This window comes from Streptomyces sp. NPDC046985, from assembly GCF_040644415.1.
GTDB lineage: Bacteria > Actinomycetota > Actinomycetes > Streptomycetales > Streptomycetaceae > Streptomyces.
Map to the genome: position 1 here is coordinate 1 of NZ_JBEYWK010000037.1, position 20,386 is coordinate 20,386.

A 20,386-nucleotide genomic window follows, 5' to 3' on the forward strand; every position below is an offset into this window, starting at 1 on the left:
TGCTCGGTGCCGTCGGGGCGCACCCGCAGCACGGAGTCGTCGCACGGGGAGGCGATGGGGCGGTCGTGGGCGAGCCAGGCGTCGGCGAGTCCGCCTCACGGGGGCGGGCCGGCCGGGTGTGCCGTGACGCGGCGGTCAGCGCACGGTGGTGACGCGGTGCTCCTTGAGGGAGGCGCAGTTGGAGCCGGACACGGTGACGAAGACGTTGTCGATGTGCCCGCCCCAGTCCACGCAGTGGCCCTTGCCCGGGACGTAGGCCGGACCGGCGTACGAGGTGTAGGCGCCGTAGTCCTCGCCGTAGGCGTCGGTGTCGGGCACGTAAATCCACGTGCCCATGTCCTGCTTGGCGCCCGGGTTGGTGCGAATGGTCGTCACGCAGTTCTTGCCGTTGCTGGAGTCGTACGTCAGGTACACGGTGCCGAGGGAGCCGATGGGCGCGGAGTTGACGGTGCGGTAGGCGCTGCCGCACACCTTCTGCGGGGTGGTGTTCGGCGCCGCGGACGCCGGTCCCGCCAGCGCGGCCGTGCCTCCGAACGCCAGCGCCACGACGGCCGTACCGGCTAAGACAGAACGGTTGATTCGCATTTTCTCCCCCTTGTCGTCCTAGGAGCTCCTTACTCCCGACAGGTCAGACTCGCTCCCCGCCGGGAAGGTTGTGCGCCGCACCCCGGCGACTGCAGGCCGCCGCGGCGCCGGAGCCGGACAACGGCCCCGAGCCTGGACGGGGCCGCGACTGGTTCCGTCGGCGGCCCTGACGAGGGCTGCCGTCCGGCGTCCGGTACTGGACGGCGGTCGACGAGGACTTCGTGGCGGGGGCTCGACGAGGAACGCGTTCTGGCTGTACTGCCACGACAAGGCCGGCAATCTCACGGCCACCTCCGGCTCCGCGTCGTCCTGCTCCGCGAGCAGCGGCCTGGCCTCCCCCCGGGGGGCGAGTGTGAGGTGGGACAGTGCACGCTCATCTGGCCAGAGATCAGGCGGGCTTCTTTCGTCCGGAAATCCGCTGCCGCCGGCGACGACTCACCTGTCCCCCTGCCGACCCACGCGGCGAAAGTAGGGGATGGCGCGTCGAGCAGCAGATCGAGTTCACGAGGGTGGCGTGCCAAGGGGCGGGCGTGTTTCCCCTGCCCCCGTCCAAGATCCGAGCACGGATCACGCTTGGCCTGTCCGTGCTCGCTGAGGGGCGAGCTCAGGTTCCTCCAACTCGACCGATTGGACGGTTCGCGTTGTGGCCATCGTCGCGGCGTACCCGGCGGTTGCCAGCATCAGTGCCGCACCTGCCAGTGCGACTGAACATTGGCCTGAACTTCGATCTGACGCGACGAAAGGTATGATTACTTGCACGACTGGGACGAATAGGGCGATAGCGGTTGCATAGATCGACATGACGCGCCCGATGAAATTTCCGTCGACCGATTCATAGATGGCGGCGAAGAAATAGGTCGTTGAGATGTTGAGTCCCGCGCCGGCGAGCAGAGACGTGAGCGCCAGGGTTCTCCAGTCTTCGATGAGGGGGAAGAAGGCCAGTGGCAGTCCCATGGCCGCACCTGCCAGCATGGGCACGAACAGCGGGCGTTCGAACTTGAGCCTCGCGATAAGCACGCCCATCGCCACGGCCCCCACGGCCTGGGCGCTCAAGGCGAAGCCCCAGCCGCGTGCACCGATCGAAGGTGTGTGCAGAGCGATCGGCGGTCCGAGTACTAGCCACACGCCCTCACGTGCCACCTGTACGACCATTAGCGCGCCGGTTCCCAGTACCAGCCAGCGCGATGAGGCGTAAAGCTTCAGCCCCTTTGCCAGGATGGCGCGGCGCGTGACGTTCCGTCCTGGTCCAGCCGTCCTGATCCGGGTGAAAACAAGCCCGGCGACGAACCATGTCACGCCGTCGACAACCATGATCCATCCCGGCCTGATCCAGGCGACGGCCACGCCGCACAGTGCCGGGCCGATCACCGTCACGACGTTCGTAGACAGGGTCCGCAGTGCCTGAGCCTGTCGCATTTCCGGCTTTGGCACGAGACCTGTCAGAAGCCCTTGAGCGGCGGGGACCGAGAGGGCGGTGACCGCGCCGGCGAGCCACTGCCACGAGACCACCAGCACCATCGGTGGGGATCCGGCGACAAGCAGCGCTCCCAGCGCCGTCTGGAGGAGACCGTTGACCGAGTTCGTGACGGCGAGGATGCGAAGAGGGCTGTAGCGGTCGGCCACCACACCGCCGAGCAAGGTCAGTAGGATCTGGCCTGACTGGCGGCCGGCCAAGGCGAGGCCGACACCGCTGAACTGCTCTGCGATCCCATTGCCCGCGTTCCGCTCCGCCAATGCGAAGACCAACGCGGGCACCGCCATGGCAGTTCCAAGAGATGAGAACGCGCGTGCCCAGAAGTAGACGGCGAAGCTCCGGTGGCGGAGCGGAGCTAGCGTTCCGACGGCATGGCTCATGATTCCGTCATCCCAGCGACCGGCCCGGCTGGGAGTGGTGACTCAAACAGCGGATGAAGGCCATGGGCGGCAGCCAACGGCCGGATGTATCCCCAAGTGGGGATCTGTGTGAACCCGCGGAGTGATTTTGTCGACTCGCCGGTCACTGCCTGATGGATCGCATCCAACCGATGCCGTATGGCGTAGTCCATGGGCGAGTAGAAGACGGTCTCGAAGTAGACGGGAAGGTTTCCGATGAGGTGGTAGTCGAAGCCTCCCTGCCGTCCGTACATGTTCCGCCCTGCGAGCGTAAAGATCGCGAAGCCACCGAGTTGGCCGTGGGGGTTCCTGGCGAGGGAGACGACGTGGCGATCGGGAAGTACGTCCAGCGCCAGTCCGTGCAGGCGGCGCAGGGAGTCGCGACTGGACTTCGCGCCGTACTTCTCCAGGTTGGACATGTTGAGGTCGAGGATCTCCCCGATGTGAACGGGTTCGAGGCGGGCCAATCCGAAGGTCCATCCGGACCCGTCCAGCCCGGCCCGGTCCACACGCACCTGCTTCCGGTGCGAACCTTTGAGGGAGGCCAGGTATTGCGGGACATCGGCATGGCCCCGGAGGTCTTGGCGGCTGTAGGCGCCGCTGCGGTACTCGGCGTAGCCAGCCGCCGCGCACAGCATTCTCGTCGCGTTGTCTGTGTCCAGGGCGTAGTTGATGCCGACCGACCGGCATCCCAGCTCGCGGGCGAGGTCCTCGGCAGCGGCCAGCAGCGCTAGGCCGGCACTCGTCGCGCCGCGATGGTCGGCCACCAGGATCCGGCCTGTCCCGGCGTTTCGTCCACCCAGCAGGAGCGCTGGCCCGAGGCGTGCCCGGATCTTTCGCTCAGCGTCGGATGCGATGCCGCAGCCGTCCGTGAGGACTGTCAGTGGGTCGTTGAGGGGGCGGACGTCGCCGGGGAGCGTGTGGCAGGTCAGGCCCGCGATGATCCCCCCGTCGCTGTCGACGGCGATCAGCAGGTGCTGCGTCCCAGGGTAGAGCTGCTCGAGGTAGGCCAGCCAGGCTGCGGAGTAGTAGAGATCGCCCTCTTCTACGAGGTCGTCCCAGCCTGCTCGGGCGGCTTCGGCCGCAGAATCAAGACGGAGCACCTTCACCGACGTCCTCCTTGTCCTGGGTACTGCGGGTATTCGTGCACCATCACCTCTGCGTCGGCCGTCAGCGCCGCCGTCCCGCGCAGGAGCCTGGCCAGGCGCGCAGGGGCCTCCTGGAAGTAGAAGTGATCGCCGGGTAGGCTCGTGTGCCGTGCGTGCGCCGTCGTCCGCTCCTGCCATGGGGCAGCACCCGCAGCGTCGACGAGGGCGTCGGTGTCACCGACCACCGCGAGGAGCGGGCAACGGACCCGGCTGGCGGTAGCTGCGCGCGAGTAGTCCCGCAGCAGGGCCAGATCCGATCTCACCGGGGCCAGCAACTCGGTCGCGCTCAGCCCTTCGGGAAGGGCGCTCAGGTCCTTGAGAGCCGTCGACATGATGGCCTTGTTCGTGGTGCTGAGGTCCGCGCGGGCCAGGGACGTCGGAGCCAGGGCTGCGGAGACGATGAGGCACTGCGGTTCCCATGCCGTGCCCTGCATGCGCAGCGCCGTCTCGTAGGCAACGTAGGCGCCCATGCTGTGGCCGAGGAAGAGCAGATGCCTTGGCGGCTGGAGGAGGTTCACGCCTGCCGTGACGTCGTCGATCAACTCGTCCATGGTCATCGGCGCCCTCATGCCGATGCGGTCCTGGCGTCCCGGGTAGTGAACCGCCCACGTCGAGCACCATCCCGAGACTTCGGCCGCCAGGCGCCGATACGCGCTCGGTGATCCGCCCGCGTGCGGGAATATCAGCAGCCATGTCCCGTTGTCTGCCTCGGCCCTACGCGGCCTCAATGGCCGCACCGCCGGATAGGCGCCCATTCGCGTGTTCACCTGATCACCGCAGAGACGAACATGCTGCTGGGGATCACGCGGGCTCCCCGGGCGACTTTGGCCTGGAGCGCGTCGTGCCCGAAGTCCACTGTTTGCGCCCGTGCCTCGAGCGCTGCGCGGATCATCCAGTAGAACACCATGTTGAAGTACGCGAACGTCCTGTCCACCGCCGGGTAGTCGAAGCCGACTGAACGGGCTTCCCAACGTTCCTGCTCCCTGACGTAGAGGAGGGAGCCGACCCTGCGGTCGTCGCGCATGCACGAAAGCAGTTGGAGGGAGTCGCCCAGGGCGGCGCTCCACTCCCGGCGCCTGGTGAGGATCCGGTCGGCGTCCCACCCCGTCTCGTACCGCTCGTGGTGGTTGGCCTCGAGGCTGGCGACTTCGCGCAGGACGGCGTCGTCGACGGGACCTGACATCAGATGCAGGCCGGCTTTCTCGAAGACGCGGATCTCGCGCAGCACTTCCCGCCGGCGAGCCGCTGGCAGGGTCGACAGATAGTCGTCGAACGTTCGCAGGCACCGCAGGTCCACATGGGCTGAACCGCCGGACTCGTAGCGGGCCCAACGGGCGTCGATGAGGTGCGAGGTGAGCGCACGCTGGTCGCTGCCGACCTTCGTCAGGCACGCCCTTCGGGCCCCGAACTCTCTCGCGCGCTCGACGATGCTGTCGATCGCGTGTGCGAGGATCCTGCGTTCGTCGGCGTCGGACAGCGCCGGATCCACCATCACGCGGCTTTCCTGGGCGTTCCGAACCACGAGGACGCTTCCGCTTGAGCCGTTCAGGGCATCGTCGATCTCTGCCGCCCCCGAACCACGCGTGACAGCGCGCAGGGCCGCCGACGCGGATTGGGAGGATGTGCGGATCAGATGCGCCACGACCAGGCCGACCACGCGTTTGTCTCGTTCGATGACAAGGCAGCAGGCCTCCTGGCTGTGCAGCCGGGCGCCGACCATGGCCGGCCGATAGTCACATCCGTACAGGCGCGCCAATTGGTCGAGCAGAGTGTGCGCGGAGTCGGGCAGCCTCTGGTGCCATTGCGATGTCAGGGCCGTCATCATCGCTCCTGACGCAAGGAGTTGATCAGATCGAAGGCGATCTGACGGTGCCGGGCCGCCCACCGGGCCACAAGATCCAGTGCGAAGCGGTCGGTGTGGTACCAGTAGTAAGGCCAGATGTCTCCGTCCCTGTCCTCCAGGACGAGATGGAGCCCGGGGATCCTTCGCAATTCCGAGAAGTCTTCCGGCCGCAGCACAGGGTGGGCGACCGGTCCGAGGACCTCGACTACCTCATACCGGTCCGAGCCGTGCCTTGTGTAGTTCTGGAAGTTGATGCCGAAATCGCTGAAGTACGAGTCCACGGGGAATCCCGAGAAGGTCGCGGTGCACTCGGGCAGTTCGATCACCGGGAAGTCCGTCCGGGCCATGATCTCCGAGACCTGCTCCTGGCAGTGCCGCACCAGGTCACGCCCATAGCGTCCCTCGGTGTGAATTGGCACGGGGAACGGCGTGGTGAACGGCCCCCCGCATGCTCGGTGCGCGTGGTCGGTGCGTCCGCTCCGGATCGTTGAGATGACGACGCTCCGGCGGTCGGTCACTTCGGCAGCCAGTAGGGCGTAGCTCGCCAGGACGATCCCGAATGCGGACAGACGGTCCCGCCCGCCGGTGTCTTCGGCGTCGAATGACGACAGCAGTGGCATCTCAGGGGCGTGGAGGCGAGACGGCAGCGCCCTGGTCTCGGTGAACCCCGGGTGCCTCGGCAAGGTGCTGGTCTGCGCGAGCCCGGAGTACAGGGCCTGGAAGAACTCCCTGTCCGTGTCGCCGGGGGCTGCGGACGCCAGTGCGGCGTAGCGACTGTACGGTTCGGGGTTCGCGGCCGCCGACGCCGCTGCGCTGTCATCGGTGAGGTATCGCGCGAAAAGCTCAAGGGTCGCGCCGTCGAACTCGATGTGCTGGAGGCCGACCAGCGCCAGCACCTCTTCGCGAGTCACGACCACCCGGACGCGCCAGGGGACGTCCGCCCCGGGAGACGGCAGCGCCTGGCGGACGGCAGCGACTTCTGCGCTGACGGCGCGGGTCGCCTCGGCAGCCGGGAGGTCCCGGAGATCGGCGACACCCATCCACGCGGAGGCCGCCGCGTTTCCTGGTGTGACCAGGGTCGGCCTGCCGCCGGGATAGTAGGTGTGCAGGATCTCCAATGCCGCGATCGCCCTTGCAAAGCGATCCCGCAGGTTCTGTTCGTCGAACGACTCTCGCAGAAGGATCGGCACAACCCGTTGGCCGTAGCCTGCCTTGGTGTTCAGATGGAACCACCGCCGCTGCTGAGGGCTGGGGTCGTAGCACCGGCCGGCTGCCTGGTCCGACGGCGCAGGCGCCGCGGGCCGAGCCGCTTGCAGGGCCTGCGCCGCGAACTCCTCGCCGACCTCCTCAGCCAGGCTCTCGATGAGTGCCTCGACGCTGGGGTTCGCGTACACATATCGCGCCGGCAGCGAGGTGTTGAGCCCTCGTTGGAGCTCATTGCGCAGTTGGACGGCGCTCAGCGAGTCAAGGCCCAGGTCGAAAAGGCTGGTGCCCGGATCCGGGTCGTCGGCCTCGAGCACCTTCTCCACAGCCGAACCAACGACACGCGCGACCGACAACGGCCCGTCCGGCGTGCCCAGAGCACTCGGCTCGGGTGCAGTTGGTTCATCCGCCAGGTGCCTGAGGATGGAGCAGGCATGACCCGGTCGGGGGGCGGCGAACGCCTTCCAGTCAAACGGCGCCACGACGAGGTGGTCTCGCCCAGCGATCTGGGCCGCATCGAGGTGCCGCGCCAGGTCGTCCGGCATGATGGCGCGCATGCCCAGCCGGGACAGACGGCGAAGGATCTGCGGCGAGGACTCAAGGTGGCCGACGCCCGCCCACGGGCCCCAATTGACGCTGGTCCAAAGGCTCCCGGCGTCGGTGGCCCTTCGAGCGGCCGAGTCGAGGATCGTGTTGGCCAGGCAGTGAGCGACCTGTCCGGGATTTCCCACGACCGCCGTCAGCGAGGAGTACAGCACGACGCGGGGATCCCAGCCCCGGCTCGCGAATGCCCGGCCCAGAAGGCGGGCGCCCTCGACCTTCGGAGTCAGCACGTCTCGGAGGTCTTGCTCCCCCACCGTGGCCAGCGACCGGTCGGAGACCACCCCTGCGCTGTGAACGACCAAGTCGGGGCATCCGGACCGGCTTCGTAGTTCTTCGCAGACCTCTTTGACGAATGCCTCGTCCGAGACGTCTCCCCGATGGACATGGACCCGCGCACCGGCATCCTCCATCGCGGAGATCCGCTTCCGCGCGTCCGCCGAAGGTCCCGAGCGGCCGCACAGGTGCAGTTCCTTGCAGCCCCGGGCCGCAAGCAGCTCGGCGGTCAGCAGCCCAAGCCCCGCCAGTCCGCCCGTGACGAGCGCGGAGCGGCCTGTCAAAGCCGGCGCCTCGGCGTTGGCATGGGTGTCCGCCTCTACCAGCCTCGGTACCGAGGCCTGGCCGGATCGCACGGCGAGGATGCGTTCGGATGCCCCGCCCGCGAGGATGGCCCCCGCCGTGTGGGCCGCGTCCGACGGGGCGTCGATCTCGATGGCGCCGACGATCACGTCCGGGTATTCCAGCTGGGCCGTGCGCACGCAGCTTCGGGCGATATCGCTGCCTGTCTGCCCTCGTGTGACGAACCAGAGCTGGGAGCCCGCCTGCGCATCGTTGAGGTCATTGATCAGCCCGACCGTGCGAAGCGTCGGGCGCACCAGGTCGGCGACCGCCGCCTCGGCGTCAAGGCGAGCATCCAGCCGTGCGTCGACGAACAGCACGCTCCTCGACGTCGCCGACGCCGGTCCGGCTTGCCTTCCCCCGCCGGTCAGGTCGGCCAGGCCAGCGTGGGACAACGCAGACCGGATCTCGCGAGTCTCCTCGGACTCCCCGAGCACGACGAAGCCCTCGAACGATGCTGACCCGCCCTGGGGAGGGTTCCACGGCTCCCAGCGCAGTGCCAGGTGCCCGTCCCCCCCGGCGTGCCCGGTCCTGCGAGCCTCCGGCTGGGCTCCGACCCACGCCGGCTCGCCAACCAGTTTCCTGGGCGGCAACTCCACCGGCGGCGGTCCGGTCCGAACGTCGGCGAGGAGGTCGCATCCGCTCTCGAAGAGCCGTGCCAGTGCCTCGTCGAACCGCTCGACGTCGTCGGCTGTCGGGGCCAGGGTCGGGACGAGCGAGACCTCGGCCAGTTCCTCCACGCCGGCTGCCAGGCCCAGCAGGACCGGCTTCGGCCCGACCTCGAGCAGGACGTTGGCCCCGTATCCGGCCAGCGCCTTGAGGCCCTTGTGGAACTCCACGGTGGCGAGCAGGTGCTGGACCCAGTAGTTCGGCGTGCTGATAGAGGCATCGTCGATCAGGGCGCCCGTGACGTTGCTGATGACCGGGACCTGCGGCCGGCTCATCGGTGTCGCGTTCAGATGCGCCCGCAGCGCCTCAGCGATAGGCAGCATAAGACGGCAGTGGCCCGCGCGGCTGACGCGCAGCGGCTTGACCGCGATGCCGTGGGTCTCCAATACCTGAGCAGCAGCCGCGACGGCCGGCCGGAGTCCGGACAGCACCACTTCCTCAGGACCGTTGACCGCCGCCACCTCCACGGGTGCGTCGAGCCGGGACACCAACGTGCGTATCGTCTCCTCGCGTCCGAACGCGGCGACCATCGTCCCGGTGGCCGGCAGGCTCGCGATGAGTCGTCCCCGCTCCAGGACCAGCCGCAGCGCATCGGCCCGGTCGAAGACTCCGGCTACGGTCGCGGCCGCGTACTCACCGAGCGAGTGCCCCATGACCACGTCGAACGTGAAGCCGTTGGCCCGGATGGCCTCTGCGAGGGCGACTTCCACGGCGAAGGTCGCCGGCTGCGCCACGTTGAGCTCGCCGAGTCCGGTGCCGCGCTCACCTGCGCCGTAGAGTACGTCGGTCACCCGGGCGAACCCGGCGTCGTCGCAGACAGCGTCGAACTCGCCCATCACCGACCGGAAGACGGGATCGGATGCCATGAGGCCCTCACCCATGCGGCGGTAGTCAGCCCCTTGACCAGTAAAGAGGACGCCGAGCGTCGCCCCGTTCGGCGGCACCGCGCGGGAGGACCGCTCAGCAGAGGCGGCCAGGCGCCGGACCAGGTCATCGTTGGACCTCGCGACGATCCCGGCGCGTGCCCCCCTCCCCCCGCTGAGGCTTGGCGATGATCGACCGGCGCAGCTGCGCAGGTGTCACCCCACGCCGTGCCACGTGGTCGGAGAGCGCCGAGCAGTAGGCGCGAAGGCTCTTGTCATCGGCGTGGGAGACCGGTATGAGCACCTCGCCCCCGCTCGCGGGGCCGTCGTCGATGGCTGGCGTGCGGGCACCCGTTGCTTCGCGCAGGATGACGTGCGCGTTGGAACCTCCCAGCCCGATGGCGCTAACTCCTGCCCGCCGCACCGAGCCCGGCTGCCGGCCCCACGGTGCCGTCGCTTTCTGGACGTGAACCAGCGAGGGGTCGATCAGCGGGTTGAGCGATTCGAAGTTGGCCGTGCCGGGGATCGCCTGGTGGTAAAGCGCGAGGACGGTCTTGATGAAGCCAGCCATCCCCGCTGCCCAGCCGAGATGGCCGATGTTGCCCTTTATGGAGGTGACCGTCAGCGGTTCGGCTCGCGATGCCAGGCGGTAGGCACGCGCCAGGCCCTCGATCTCGATCGGGTCCCCGGCTTCGGTCCCGGTGCCGTGGGCCTCGACGAAGGAGACCGTCTCCGGCTCCACGCCCGCGTCGTCGAGGGCCGCGCGGATGACCTCGGCCTGCCCACGGCTGCTCGGCGAGCTGAATCCGGCCTTACGGCCGCCGTCGTTGCCGATCGCCGAGCCTTCGATGACGCCGTAAATCCGGTCGCCGTCCTGCTCGGCCCGTGACAACGGCTTGAGGACGACAGCCGCCACACCCTCGCTGAACACCGTTCCGGTCGCGTTGGCGTCGAAGGGGCGGACCACGCCGTCCTCGGAGAACATCATCCCCGGCTCGTACTTGTACTCGCCGATCCTCGGGAGCGTGATGTTGGCTGCCCCCGCGACGGCGAGGTCGCACTCCCCGCGTCCCAAGGCCGCCACGGCCCCGTGCACCGCGTACAGGGCGGTCGCGCACGCTGCGTTGACGTTGACGCTCGGCCCGGTGAAGTCGAATCTGTGGGCGACGTGCGTCGGCAGGTAGTCCTTGTCGGTGTACATCAGGAGGTGGAGGTCGTCCGCGGTTGCCAGCGGCGTGGCGGGGTCCTCGCTGCGGCTCGCCAGGTTGTTCCGCAGGTGGCCGCTCGGGCCGCACCCCGCGAACACCCCCACCCGGTCGCTCAGCTTGCGCCACTCGATCCCGGCATCGTCCAGCGCCGACCAGCATTCCTCGAGGAACAGCCGGTGCTGCGGGTCCAGAAGGCGGACCTCGCGGGGACTGAACCCGAACGCCTCGGCGGCGAAGCGGTCTATCCCCTCGACTTGCCCACCGCTGCGGACCCATCCGTCCGCAGCCACCCCGCGCTGCAGGAGGTGGTCCTTCCCCGCTGTCAACGACTCCCAGAACTCAACATAGTTGCCTGACCCGGGGAACCGGCAGGCCAGGCCGACGACGGCCACCGCCTCGCCGCCGTCCCCGTTCGAACGGCGTCGCGCCTCAGGGTCCGCGGCCGGGGGGGTGAGCCCCTCCGACATCCGGCGTGCCAGCTCCCGCACGGTCGGCGAGCTGAAGAGGTCGCCGGTGGTGACCGAGCGCCCGGCCTTCCGCAGGGCCGTCAGGATGGACAGGACGGCCAGGGAAGTACCTCCGAGGTCTGCGAACTTGTCGGTGGCGCCGACACGATCGATCATCAACTCGTCGGCCCAGACCTCGGCCAGCCCGCATTCGGCTTCGCCCGCCGGCGGCTCATAGGTGTGCGGCGGGAGCGGGCGACTCGTTCGCCGCCACCCCAGCTCCTTGCGGTCAACCTTCCCGTGCGCCGTCATGGGCAACTCGTCAACGGCCGCCCATCTGCCCGGGACCATATGCGCGGGCAGCTTCGCGTTGAGTGACGAGACGCACCTCTGCACGAGATCGTCGTGGTTCTCGGCACCATCGGCGGGCACGATGAAGGCGCTGAGCGTCTGCGAGTTCCCGGCGGTCTTGACCACCGCAGCATTGTGGATTCCCGGGATGGCCAGGAGACCGGACTCGATCTCACCGGGGTCGACCCGGTAACCGCTGACCTTTACTTGGTTGTCCGCTCGTCCGAGGTAGGCGAAGCCATTGCCCTCGCGCCGAACGACATCACCCGTGCGGTATGTCCGATGTCCCTGCGCGTCCACCGAGAACCTGGTGCTGTCGTCGGGCGTGGCGCTGCAATATCCCAGTGCGACGCGCCGGCCGTGTACGACGAGCTGCCCGGTATCGGCCGCGGCGCCGTCGGCGATGCTCAGTTTGACGTCCGGGACGGCCTCTCCGATAGGCGGCAGATCCGGCCACGCCTGCGGATCCCGTCCCAACGTCAAACTTGTGACCACATGTGTCTCGGTCGGACCGTAGTCGTTGACAAGCCTGCACCATGGGTGCTGCGCGAACATCCGCCTCATGCTCGGGCGGATGACGAGCTGTTCCCCAGCCACGATCACCGCCTGCAGCGATGCGCACGGCGAACTCACCGACGCCGCCTCGGCGACATGCATCAGGTAGGCCGTCGGCAGGTAGAGCCGCTCGACCTGAGCGGCCTTCAGCAGCTCCCACAAGCGCTGCGGATCCGGCCGGACTTCGCTCGGAACGACCACCAGCCGCCCGCCGGAGGCCAGACAGGGAATGATCTCCTGGAACGAGACGTCAAACGTCTCTGGGGCGAAGTGGGCCACCCGTCGGCGACGCCCGCCGCCACGGGTCAGTTCCCACCGCACCAGCGACTCCAGACCCTCTGCAGCGAACCGGACGCCCTTCGGCCGCCCGGTCGAACCCGACGTGAATAGGACATAGGCCGCTTCGGATACGGCATCCCCGAGCTCGAGATCGACGGGAGGGAGGTCGCCAACGGACGTGACGCAACACAGGCCCAGCGAGTCGGCGAGCCCGGCGTCGTCGACGACGTACTGGCAACCCGAGTCCTGGAGCATCACCGTGATCCGCTCGGCCGGATGGCTCGGGTCGAACGGCAGCGCCGTCGCGCCCGCCATGAGGGTGGCCATCAGGTTGGTGATGTACGCGTCATCCACCGTCGCAGGGATTGCGACGACGTCATCGCGCTGGACGCCAGCTTCCCCGAGGAACGAGGAAACCGTCCGGATGCGCTCGTACAGCGCGCCGTAGCTGACCACTGCAGCGCCTGATTCGATCGCAATTTCGTCAGGGTGCTGATTGGCAAAATCACGAATGCCCGTGCCCACCCCATGAAATTCCTCCGTCTCGGTTGAAGTAGCCCCATCCTTCGAGCGCGGATGAGGTATGAGCGCTGTCGTGCCGGAGATAAACCAGATGATCAACTAGTTCTAACCCACGAAGATCACAACTCGCAAGGCCGTTGTGGATTCCGTCACACCCGCTTGGGAGGCAGCGACGCCCACCCGGTGTCGAGATATCGCCGCCAGCTCCCAACGCAGTCCGTCGCGGCGCCCCGTCCTCAATGCTCGGACATCCGTCCTCGCGCTTCAGTTCAGTACCGCCACTCCATCGCACTGCTGAGGCCCCTGGTCACCCGGCGCGTGATAGGTGCGAACATGCAGGTCGACCAAGCGCAGTACGTCTGATTTTGCCCGAATTGCAAGTGGCACGTTTATTGCAAAATATTCAGGCTTTTCTGTCAGGCCATTGCAGCCGGCGCACTCTTGACCGCGCAGTCGCCAGGCATCAAGCCGGGGCGCGGGGTCGGTAGTCTTGCCTCATGGCAAGGGGCGAGCGCGGGGTCACCCCGCAAAGCGAGGACTTCTCCTCCTGGTACAACGAGTTGGTCACCAAGGCCCAGTTGGTCGAGCGCGGCCCGGCGAAGGGCACCATGGTCATCCGACCGTATGGCTACCGGGTCTGGGAGTTGCTCCAGGCTGAGCTGGACCGGCGGATCAAGGACACCGGTCACGAGAACGCCTACTTCCCGCTGTTCATCCCGGAGTCCTACCTCAAGCGCGAGGCCGAGCACGTCGAGGGCTTCTCTCCCGAGCTGGCCGTGGTCACCCACGCCGGCGGCAAGGAGTTGGAGGAGTCGCTGGTCGTGCGGCCGACTTCCGAGACCGTCATCGGCGAGATGATGGCCAAGTGGGTCTCGTCGTACCGGGACCTGCCGCTGCTGCTGAACCAGTGGGCGAACGTCGTGCGCTGGGAGCTGCGTCCCCGCATGTTCTTGCGCACCACCGAGTTCCTGTGGCAGGAAGGCCACACCGCGCACGCCGACGAGGCTGACGCGATGCGCGAGACGCTGCAGATGCTCGACGTCTACACCGAGATGGCCCGGGACATCGCAGCGATCCCTGTCGTGCCCGGAGAGAAGACTCCGGGCGAGCGGTTCGCCGGCGCGGTGAAGACGTTCTCGATCGAGGGCATGATGCGCGACGGCAAGGCGCTGCAGGCCGGGACGTCCCACTACCTCGGCACGAACTTCGCGAAGGCCTTCGATATCCAGTACTCGGACGACGCCGGGGTACTGCGGCTGTGCCACACCACGTCGTGGGGTATGTCCACCCGCATGATCGGCGGGGTCATCATGACGCACGGGGACGACAAGGGGTTGGTGCTGCCGCCGAAGCTCGCACCGTACCAGGTGGTGATCGTGCCTATTGCCCGCGGCGAGCAAACTGACGACGTGCTGGAGGCGGTGCGCGAGTTGGCTACCCGCCTGAAGGCGGCCGGGATCCGGGTCCACGTCGACGACCGTCCCCAGGTCTCGCCGGGGTTCAAGTTCAACGACTGGGAGCTGCGCGGCGTCCCGATCCGGTTGGAGATCGGCCCTCGCGACTTGGCCGCCGGTACCGCGCTGATGGCCAAGCGCCTCGGCGACGAGGGCAAGACGGCGATCACCCTGGCCGATGCACCGGAGACCCTGGCCGATGCGCTGGAGGACTTCCAGCAGTATCTGCTCCAACGGGCGATGGACTTCCGGGAGAGCGCGACGACGACCGTCGATAGTTGGTCCGAGTTCACCGAGGCGGTTGCCACCGGCTGGGCCCGGACCCTGCACTGTGGACAGCCCGCGTGTGAGGACGAGATCAAGGCTGCGACCGCCGCGACACCGCGCTGCATCCCGGCGGACGGACCGGCCGAATCCGGTAACTGCGTGTGCTGCAAAGCGCCGTCCGCGTACGGCAAGCGCGTCCTGTTCGGCCGCTCCTACTGACTTCCCGCCGGCGCGTACGGCAGCCTGCCGGAGGCGCGCGTCATCCTCGCCGACGAGGAGACGGGCAGACGACGGCGCGGTGGCCGACCGGGCGCGAACAGAGTCGCGCCGGATTCTTGACGTCTGCCCCCGCCCGGGCCTTCTGCGCTGTTCGGCGCCGCCCACTGCGGGGTGGTCCCCGGCACCAGAGGAAGGAGTGGACGGGGGCCACCAGTCGGCGTCTTCCTGATGGAGGACAGTATGCGAGTTGGCGTCGTCACCTGAACGTGTGGACTTGCGGTATCTCGGCCGGTGGGCGGGCTCGGGCGTGCTGGGCTGAACACTGTGAACTCGTCGGAGTTCCGCGAGGAAGCCGTCCAGATCGCGTTGAGGTCGAGCAAGACCGTCACCGAGGTGGCTCGGGAGCTTGACCTCAATCCGGAGACTCTTCGCGGCTGGGTGAAGAAGCATGAGAGCCAGCAGGAACCTTCGGCCGATGAGCTCGGCCTGGCGCCCTGCCGGCCCAAGTCGAAGCGGTTCAGCCTGGCCAAGGCCGGCCTGCCGTTCCCCGTGCCCGACCTTGTCGGTCGTCACTTCACCGCGGAAAATCCCGGAGAGAAGCTGGTCGGGGACACAACGTATGTCCCTACTGGTGAAGGCTGGCTCTATTTGGCGACCTCATCGGCTGCTGCACCAAAGAAGTCGTCGGATACGCCGTGGACGACCACTGCCAGGCGCCGCTGATATCCCGGGTGATCAAGAATGCGGCCCGCAACCGCAAATTCGCCACGAGGGCATCTTTCACTCCGACCGGGGCAGCGATGGCGGATTAACCGGTTGTCTCAACACCTCGTCCTCGGAGGTGCTGACGGGCAGGCCGGCAGGGTGGATGGCGGAGCTCGGATGTCTGTGACCAGACGGACTTCCCCGCAGATGCCGTTCCCGCATGGTTGGCGCGGGCAGGCCCGTCGGCGGAGCGGGGAAAACTCTCCCTCTCACTCGAACCGGATTAATCGGGGCCGCAAGGGCCAAACCCGGCCCCCTTATCCAGCGTGGTCGGCCCGACCGCGAAGCCGGCCGCGACCCCTTGTCCAGCGGCCACGGTCAGACCGCGGACAAGGGGGTCCTCTGCACGCTGCTCCCTCGATCACCGCCCATCTCACCGTCCGCGATGTCCGTCGAGGCTCTGGTGCGCAACGCACTGGAGGCAGCGGCACAGGCATGGCGGCTCCTCGAGTCCGGCCTCGATGGCCGGAGCCGCGTCGTCCGTCGGCTCCTTCTGGAGCGCGCCAGCGCGAGCGCCTTGGAAGACTCCGCAGCGAAGATGGGCTACACGGTCAGCTCGGACTACGGGAAGACCGTGGCCGACACGGAGAAGGAGCGAGCAGGCCTGAAGATCCAGGACGACTTCGGCCCCAAGGACGGATGGGTGGGAGCTGAGGGGCAACGGCCGCTCGGCTACACCGCAAGAACTGCCCAGTTCATGGAGCAAACCGGCCAGGCCCCGCCCAAGGGCCCCTATGCCTCGTCTCAGGTACGGCTCACGCGGAACTCTGGCGCATCCGCTACTCCTACACCTCGGATAAGACACCAGACGGCGCCGGCCTGCTCGGTGGCAGCCGGTGGAGCGCACCGGCTGGGACGCCCTTCCTCTAGGCCCTCGAACCGCGGCAGAACGGCTGACGCACCGTGCATGAGGGAGACGGTCCAGGGTGTCTGGCGTCTGGTCGCGGCGGCGCCTTCCTGGATCTTCACCGCGAAGTCGGATGGGATTCTCTTGAGTGGCGCAAATATTTCGAACATCGTAAAACGCTTACTCATGCTTCATTGACGCCAAGAAGGGATGAAGACAGTCTTCTTGTGATACACGCGCGTTCAACGCGAGGTCACGAGGGGAATCGAGCGCAACGTCCCCGTGGCCCGTGCTATCGATCCGCACCCGCACCAGGCGAAGGGACATGTCATGGGGAGGACAATCGTGCGCCGCTCAGCCGCCACCATCGGGGGGTTCGTACTGGCCCTGGGAATGACCGCGGCAGGCTCGGCGGTTGCCGCGACGCAGCGCGCCGATACGTCGGCGACCGCATCGGTGTCGGCCCAATCATGCGAGCCGACCAAGGAGATCCACGTTCATCACAATGCTGCCGGACTTCGGTACGTCGAATGTCACCGAACCTCCGGGGGGCGCCGCCAGAGCAGCGTCGCGCTGTGGCTCTGGGACAACAAGACCGACGGCAAGTGCGCGTCCGGGTACGTGGCCATCGGTGACCAGTGGGGTCACAGCTGGGCCTGGTGTTCCACCCGCGAGCACAGCCCCAAGCTGATCAGCGGATGGCACAACGGCTCAGACGCCCATGTGTACCTGACCCTCACCTGACCAAAGACGCCCGTCGTCCCCGTCGCCGCGATCGACGATCCGGCGCTGCCGGAAGTGCTGGCCGAGCTGACGGCGGCGCGGGCCGACGAGACGGACGCCGACACCGTCAACCGGGAGCTGTCCATCGCGCGCAAGGAGATCGGCTGGTGGCAGCGCCAGGGCTTGATCGACGGTGGCCCGACGATCGGCATCGAGCGGCGGCCAGCACCGCCGGACCGCAGCAAGGCCCTCGCCAAGAACCAGATCGCCGCCCTGTGGCGCCGGCACCCGCGTCTCGGTGGCCGGGGCCCGCATCATGCGCCATCTGGTCCGTGGCGCGGTGACGACGTGGACCAGGACGACGACGACCTGCCGCACGGCGCCGCCCCGGACCCATGCTCCGGTGAGGCGGACCTCATCGGCCGCCCGGTCGTCCAAGCGCTGCCACGGGCCCAGATGCCCGAGTGGATAGCCGGCCGCGAGCGCGACGGCCGCGGTGACGACGACGCCCGTCACGCCCACCGCATCCCGATCGTGGACAGCTGCTCCATCCGCTCAGGGGACAGCGTCGCGGCCCGGCTGCGCTTGTTCCCGATCCACGCCCCGAGCCGGAGCTCCCGCTCCTCCTGGTCCTCGCCGACGATCCGTTCGACGTGCTTCCTCGGCGCCCGCAGGTGCCCCTCGCGCTCGAAGGCTGCTTGGCGACCTCGTAGTTGAGGGCCGGTGAGTGGGAGTGTCAGCAGGGCGGGGTGCGGGGCTGGGTTCAGGAGGGGGTGTCGAAAGTGGCTTGGTGTAGGTCGGGTCGGCGGTCGCGGAGTGCTTGAAGGATGTTGGTCTGGCGTTGGTCGGTGGGAGGCGAGGTGTTGCGGCCCTCCTCGAAGTGAGCAGTCCTTCGAGGCTGACCTGGGCGTTGCTCGGTTTGGTGAGGCGGACGCGCTGAGATCTACTAAGGGGTAATGTTTCGCATTGCGTCGACTTAGGTCATTTGGCCTGCAGTTTTCTTGGATCTGCTCAATATTGTGGCGCAACGGTCCGATCGAGGACGCGCACGCCTCTCGGCCGACCAGCCGTCGCAAGGCATTGCGTGACAGGACGATGTTCGCCCGCAACACCTGGCTCACCCGGCAGGCCTCGACGTCCTGGGCTCCGACGACCAGTTCCGTCTCTACGAGCTGGAGGACCTGGTCCTGGACCGGGACATGGTCTGGCCGGGATACGAGGGGACCCTGACGGACTTCGGCTGGGGATTCCTCGGGGAGATCAAGAAGCAGGTGAAACAGCGCATCGACATGTCCAGGCACTTCGAGAAGATCCTGCCGGCGGACGACTTCCTCGTCTTCGCTGGCGCTGCCCGGATCGGGACCCACGACGATCACTACGGTATGCCGAAATGGCCTGCCTGCGTGGACGCGGCGATACGCCGACTGCGCGGCGAGGACGAGGAGTTCTGGCACGCGCGAGGCGACTTGATGACCCGTATCGGTTCCGCTCCTGCTCCCGTGACCGCGGACCTTGAGGCAACCCGGAGACTGCTGCTGGAGTCCCCGTGGGAACTGGGCGCCGGAAACCTGGGCTGGTCCGCCTGGAACCCGATCCTGAGATCACCGAGCCCGACACCCTAAGCCTAGGCGGGAAACAGCGGCTATGCCCACGCAGTGGGCGCCGCCGTCCGTGGTGCACCCGCCTGCCGTAGCCTGGTTTGGACTGCCCGGTGGGGCGGAGAAGAGGAGCGGCACCCGGGGGTGTGGCCTGGGCGAACCGCTGTGGTCAGTGGGAGTTGTGAGCTGTTCCCGGTCGCAGCAATTCCGACATGCGGTTGAGTGCTTCGGCGGTCCGTGCCTCCTGTTCCTCTTTCGGAAGTCTGACGAAGGCCAGCTCGGATGTGCACCGTTCACGCAGGTCGTCCCGGTCGAACCAGCGAAGAGGGTGACGGGGGTCGCTGGGGTCGTAGACGCCTTGTCCGTACGCCTCCATGAGTGTCAGGTCATACCGCCGGTGGCCGTGACTTTCGTCCGGCGGGAGGAGGCCGCCCACCATGCGGTTCATCCAGCCCTCCCGGATCGCGTGCTCGTCATCGGGTTCGTCGGCATCGGGGTCGTAGCCGAACACGTCATCCGCGTTCCGAAGTCCGGGGAACATGTCAAGGACGTCGCCGATCTGAGGCGGGTCGGTGTTCTGGATGACGATCCACAGGGCGTACTCGTCGGCCAGGCACTGAGGACGCGGGACACGCCCTTTCCCCAGTTCGCTGCCGATCCGCATGATGCGCTCACCCATGCGCACCAGCCAGTGGTTGTTGACCTGGCTGAGGGCCAGTTCAGGCAGCTCGCGCAGGAGGCCGACGTCCCGGATTGTCGCCTCGCCTTTCAGGTAGGCGGCGAACTCGTAGTTGAACGAGGTGTCCAGGTGCAGCTTGCCGTCCCGGGTGGGGGCGAAATCGGAGAAGTCGACGGTGTTGGCCAGGGCCATGGCGTCTGCCGGAGTGAGCGGCTCACCGGTGAAAGACCTGTTGAACAACTGCACGACATCGCTGACCGACTGGTCGATCTCGACGCGATCTTCGGCCTCCGGAGTGGCCTCGGCATCAGTCAGTTGCCTCAGCGCTGTGACGCTGAGCTTCAGTGCCCGGGCGAATCCCTGCAGGTTGTCCGCCCGGAACCCGTCCAGTGCGCCGGTACTGTCTGCGCTGTTCTCGAAGCGCCGCCAGGTCGCCAAAGATACGTCAGCGCGCCGAGCCGTCTCCTGCTGTGTGAGGTTCAGCTGGGCACGGCGCCGCTTCACCGCGTTGTTCGCCGATTCCTTGGCCATGCTCGTCCCTTCGCGTGTCCGACAGGCAATCTCCATCGAGGTTAGCACTCATTGAGTGCTCATTTGATGTCGGTTGTGGTGCAGGACAGGGACGGCCGGCTGCCGACCGGAACACCGAGCGGGCACAGAATCTCGGGCAGGGGCTGGACCTGAATCTCAGCGCGCGCAGGACGGGAGAGGGGGATGTCGCTGTCCGGCGCTCTCCCGAGGGCGCCGCGGACACGGTGCAGTGTGCAGGGAGAAAGGGAATCTCGGCACGTGCCAATCCGAACCAGGCAGGCCACGTGCCGGCTATCTGACGAGAAGAACTGCCGACGTCCGGTGGTCGGCAACCCGGTGGGGAAAGCCTGCGTGTGCTCTTCAGCCTCCGCGCGCCGCGGACAGGGCTGTTACTTCGGCCTCCGCATGACGCTCAGTTGGGCAGCCCAGCAGACTGCGGGCCGGATGTCCGAGCCCTGGTGCAGGATGAGGGCACTGCGCTTCACGTCCCTGCGGGGAGCCAGGGCCGGGGTCTGCTGCGTCAATGGGGGTAGTTCGTGTT

General features: G+C 67.6%; 12 protein-coding genes and 1 pseudogene. 4 read left to right on the forward strand and 9 right to left on the reverse strand.

Going from position 1 to position 20,386, the window contains the following annotated elements; genetic code table 11:
* Nucleotides 1-135: 135 nt before the first annotated feature.
* From ABZ861_RS30665 to ABZ861_RS30695, 7 genes are all read right to left on the reverse strand, one after another.
* Nucleotides 136-585, reverse strand: a complete 450-nt coding sequence (locus tag ABZ861_RS30665; RefSeq protein WP_361637047.1) for a spore-associated protein — start codon at nucleotides 583-585, stop codon at nucleotides 136-138.
* A gap of 567 nt (nucleotides 586-1,152) precedes the next feature.
* Nucleotides 1,153-2,439, reverse strand: coding sequence for an MFS transporter (locus tag ABZ861_RS30670; RefSeq protein ID WP_361637050.1), 1,287 nt, complete (start codon nucleotides 2,437-2,439; stop codon nucleotides 1,153-1,155).
* Nucleotides 2,436-3,566: a peptidogalycan biosysnthesis protein gene (locus ABZ861_RS30675; RefSeq protein ID WP_361637053.1), complete on the reverse strand. Its 1,131-nt coding sequence runs from the start codon at nucleotides 3,564-3,566 to the stop codon at nucleotides 2,436-2,438. Before ABZ861_RS30675 ends, ABZ861_RS30670 begins: the two co-directional genes overlap by 4 nt.
* Nucleotides 3,563-4,360 (reverse strand): alpha/beta fold hydrolase, encoded by a 798-nt coding sequence (locus ABZ861_RS30680; protein ID WP_361637100.1) that lies wholly within the window; start codon nucleotides 4,358-4,360, stop codon nucleotides 3,563-3,565. The genes ABZ861_RS30675 and ABZ861_RS30680 overlap by 4 nt, the downstream gene beginning before the upstream one ends.
* An 8-nt stretch (nucleotides 4,361-4,368) precedes the next feature.
* Entirely contained in the window at nucleotides 4,369-5,430 is a 1,062-nt protein-coding gene (locus tag ABZ861_RS30685) for a peptidogalycan biosysnthesis protein (protein WP_361637056.1), read from the reverse strand.
* A complete protein-coding gene (locus ABZ861_RS30690) occupies nucleotides 5,427-9,482 on the reverse strand; it encodes an SDR family NAD(P)-dependent oxidoreductase (RefSeq protein ID WP_361637058.1) in 4,056 nt (1,351 codons plus the stop codon). Before ABZ861_RS30690 ends, ABZ861_RS30685 begins: the two co-directional genes overlap by 4 nt.
* Before the next feature lie 46 nt (nucleotides 9,483-9,528).
* The gene (locus ABZ861_RS30695) at nucleotides 9,529-12,765 is read right to left on the reverse strand and encodes a beta-ketoacyl synthase N-terminal-like domain-containing protein (RefSeq protein WP_361637061.1); all 3,237 of its coding nucleotides are present in this window, start codon (nucleotides 12,763-12,765) and stop codon (nucleotides 9,529-9,531) included.
* A 494-nt stretch (nucleotides 12,766-13,259) separates the two neighbouring features.
* Between ABZ861_RS30695 and proS the strand changes: the two genes are divergently transcribed.
* The 3 genes from proS (at nucleotide 13,260) to ABZ861_RS30710 (ending at nucleotide 17,058) form a co-directional block, all read left to right on the forward strand.
* Nucleotides 13,260-14,702 carry a proline--tRNA ligase gene (gene proS, locus ABZ861_RS30700; RefSeq protein WP_361637063.1) on the forward strand — a complete coding sequence of 481 codons (1,443 nt, stop codon included), beginning with the start codon at nucleotides 13,260-13,262 and terminating at the stop codon, nucleotides 14,700-14,702.
* A 324-nt stretch (nucleotides 14,703-15,026) separates the two neighbouring features.
* A complete protein-coding gene (locus tag ABZ861_RS30705; protein WP_361637066.1) occupies nucleotides 15,027-15,425 on the forward strand; it encodes a transposase in 399 nt (132 codons plus the stop codon).
* Between the two features lie 1,234 nt (nucleotides 15,426-16,659).
* Entirely contained in the window at nucleotides 16,660-17,058 is a 399-nt protein-coding gene (locus ABZ861_RS30710) for a hypothetical protein (RefSeq protein ID WP_361637069.1), read from the forward strand.
* Nucleotides 17,059-17,549: 491 nt separating this feature from the next.
* Here ABZ861_RS30710 and ABZ861_RS30715 read toward each other — a convergent pair.
* Nucleotides 17,550-17,758 (reverse strand): annotated as a pseudogene (locus ABZ861_RS30715) (helicase associated domain-containing protein); the annotation flags it as partial.
* Between the two features lie 478 nt (nucleotides 17,759-18,236).
* On the opposite strand from ABZ861_RS30715, the gene ABZ861_RS30720 reads away from it, so the two are divergent.
* Nucleotides 18,237-18,659, forward strand: a complete 423-nt coding sequence (locus tag ABZ861_RS30720) for a hypothetical protein (RefSeq protein ID WP_361637071.1) — start codon at nucleotides 18,237-18,239, stop codon at nucleotides 18,657-18,659.
* A gap of 145 nt (nucleotides 18,660-18,804) precedes the next feature.
* Here ABZ861_RS30720 and ABZ861_RS30725 read toward each other — a convergent pair whose 3' ends face one another.
* On the reverse strand, nucleotides 18,805-19,845 hold the full coding sequence (locus tag ABZ861_RS30725) for a helix-turn-helix transcriptional regulator (RefSeq protein ID WP_361637073.1): 1,041 nt from the start codon (nucleotides 19,843-19,845) through the stop codon (nucleotides 18,805-18,807).
* Nucleotides 19,846-20,386 lie beyond the last annotated feature (541 nt).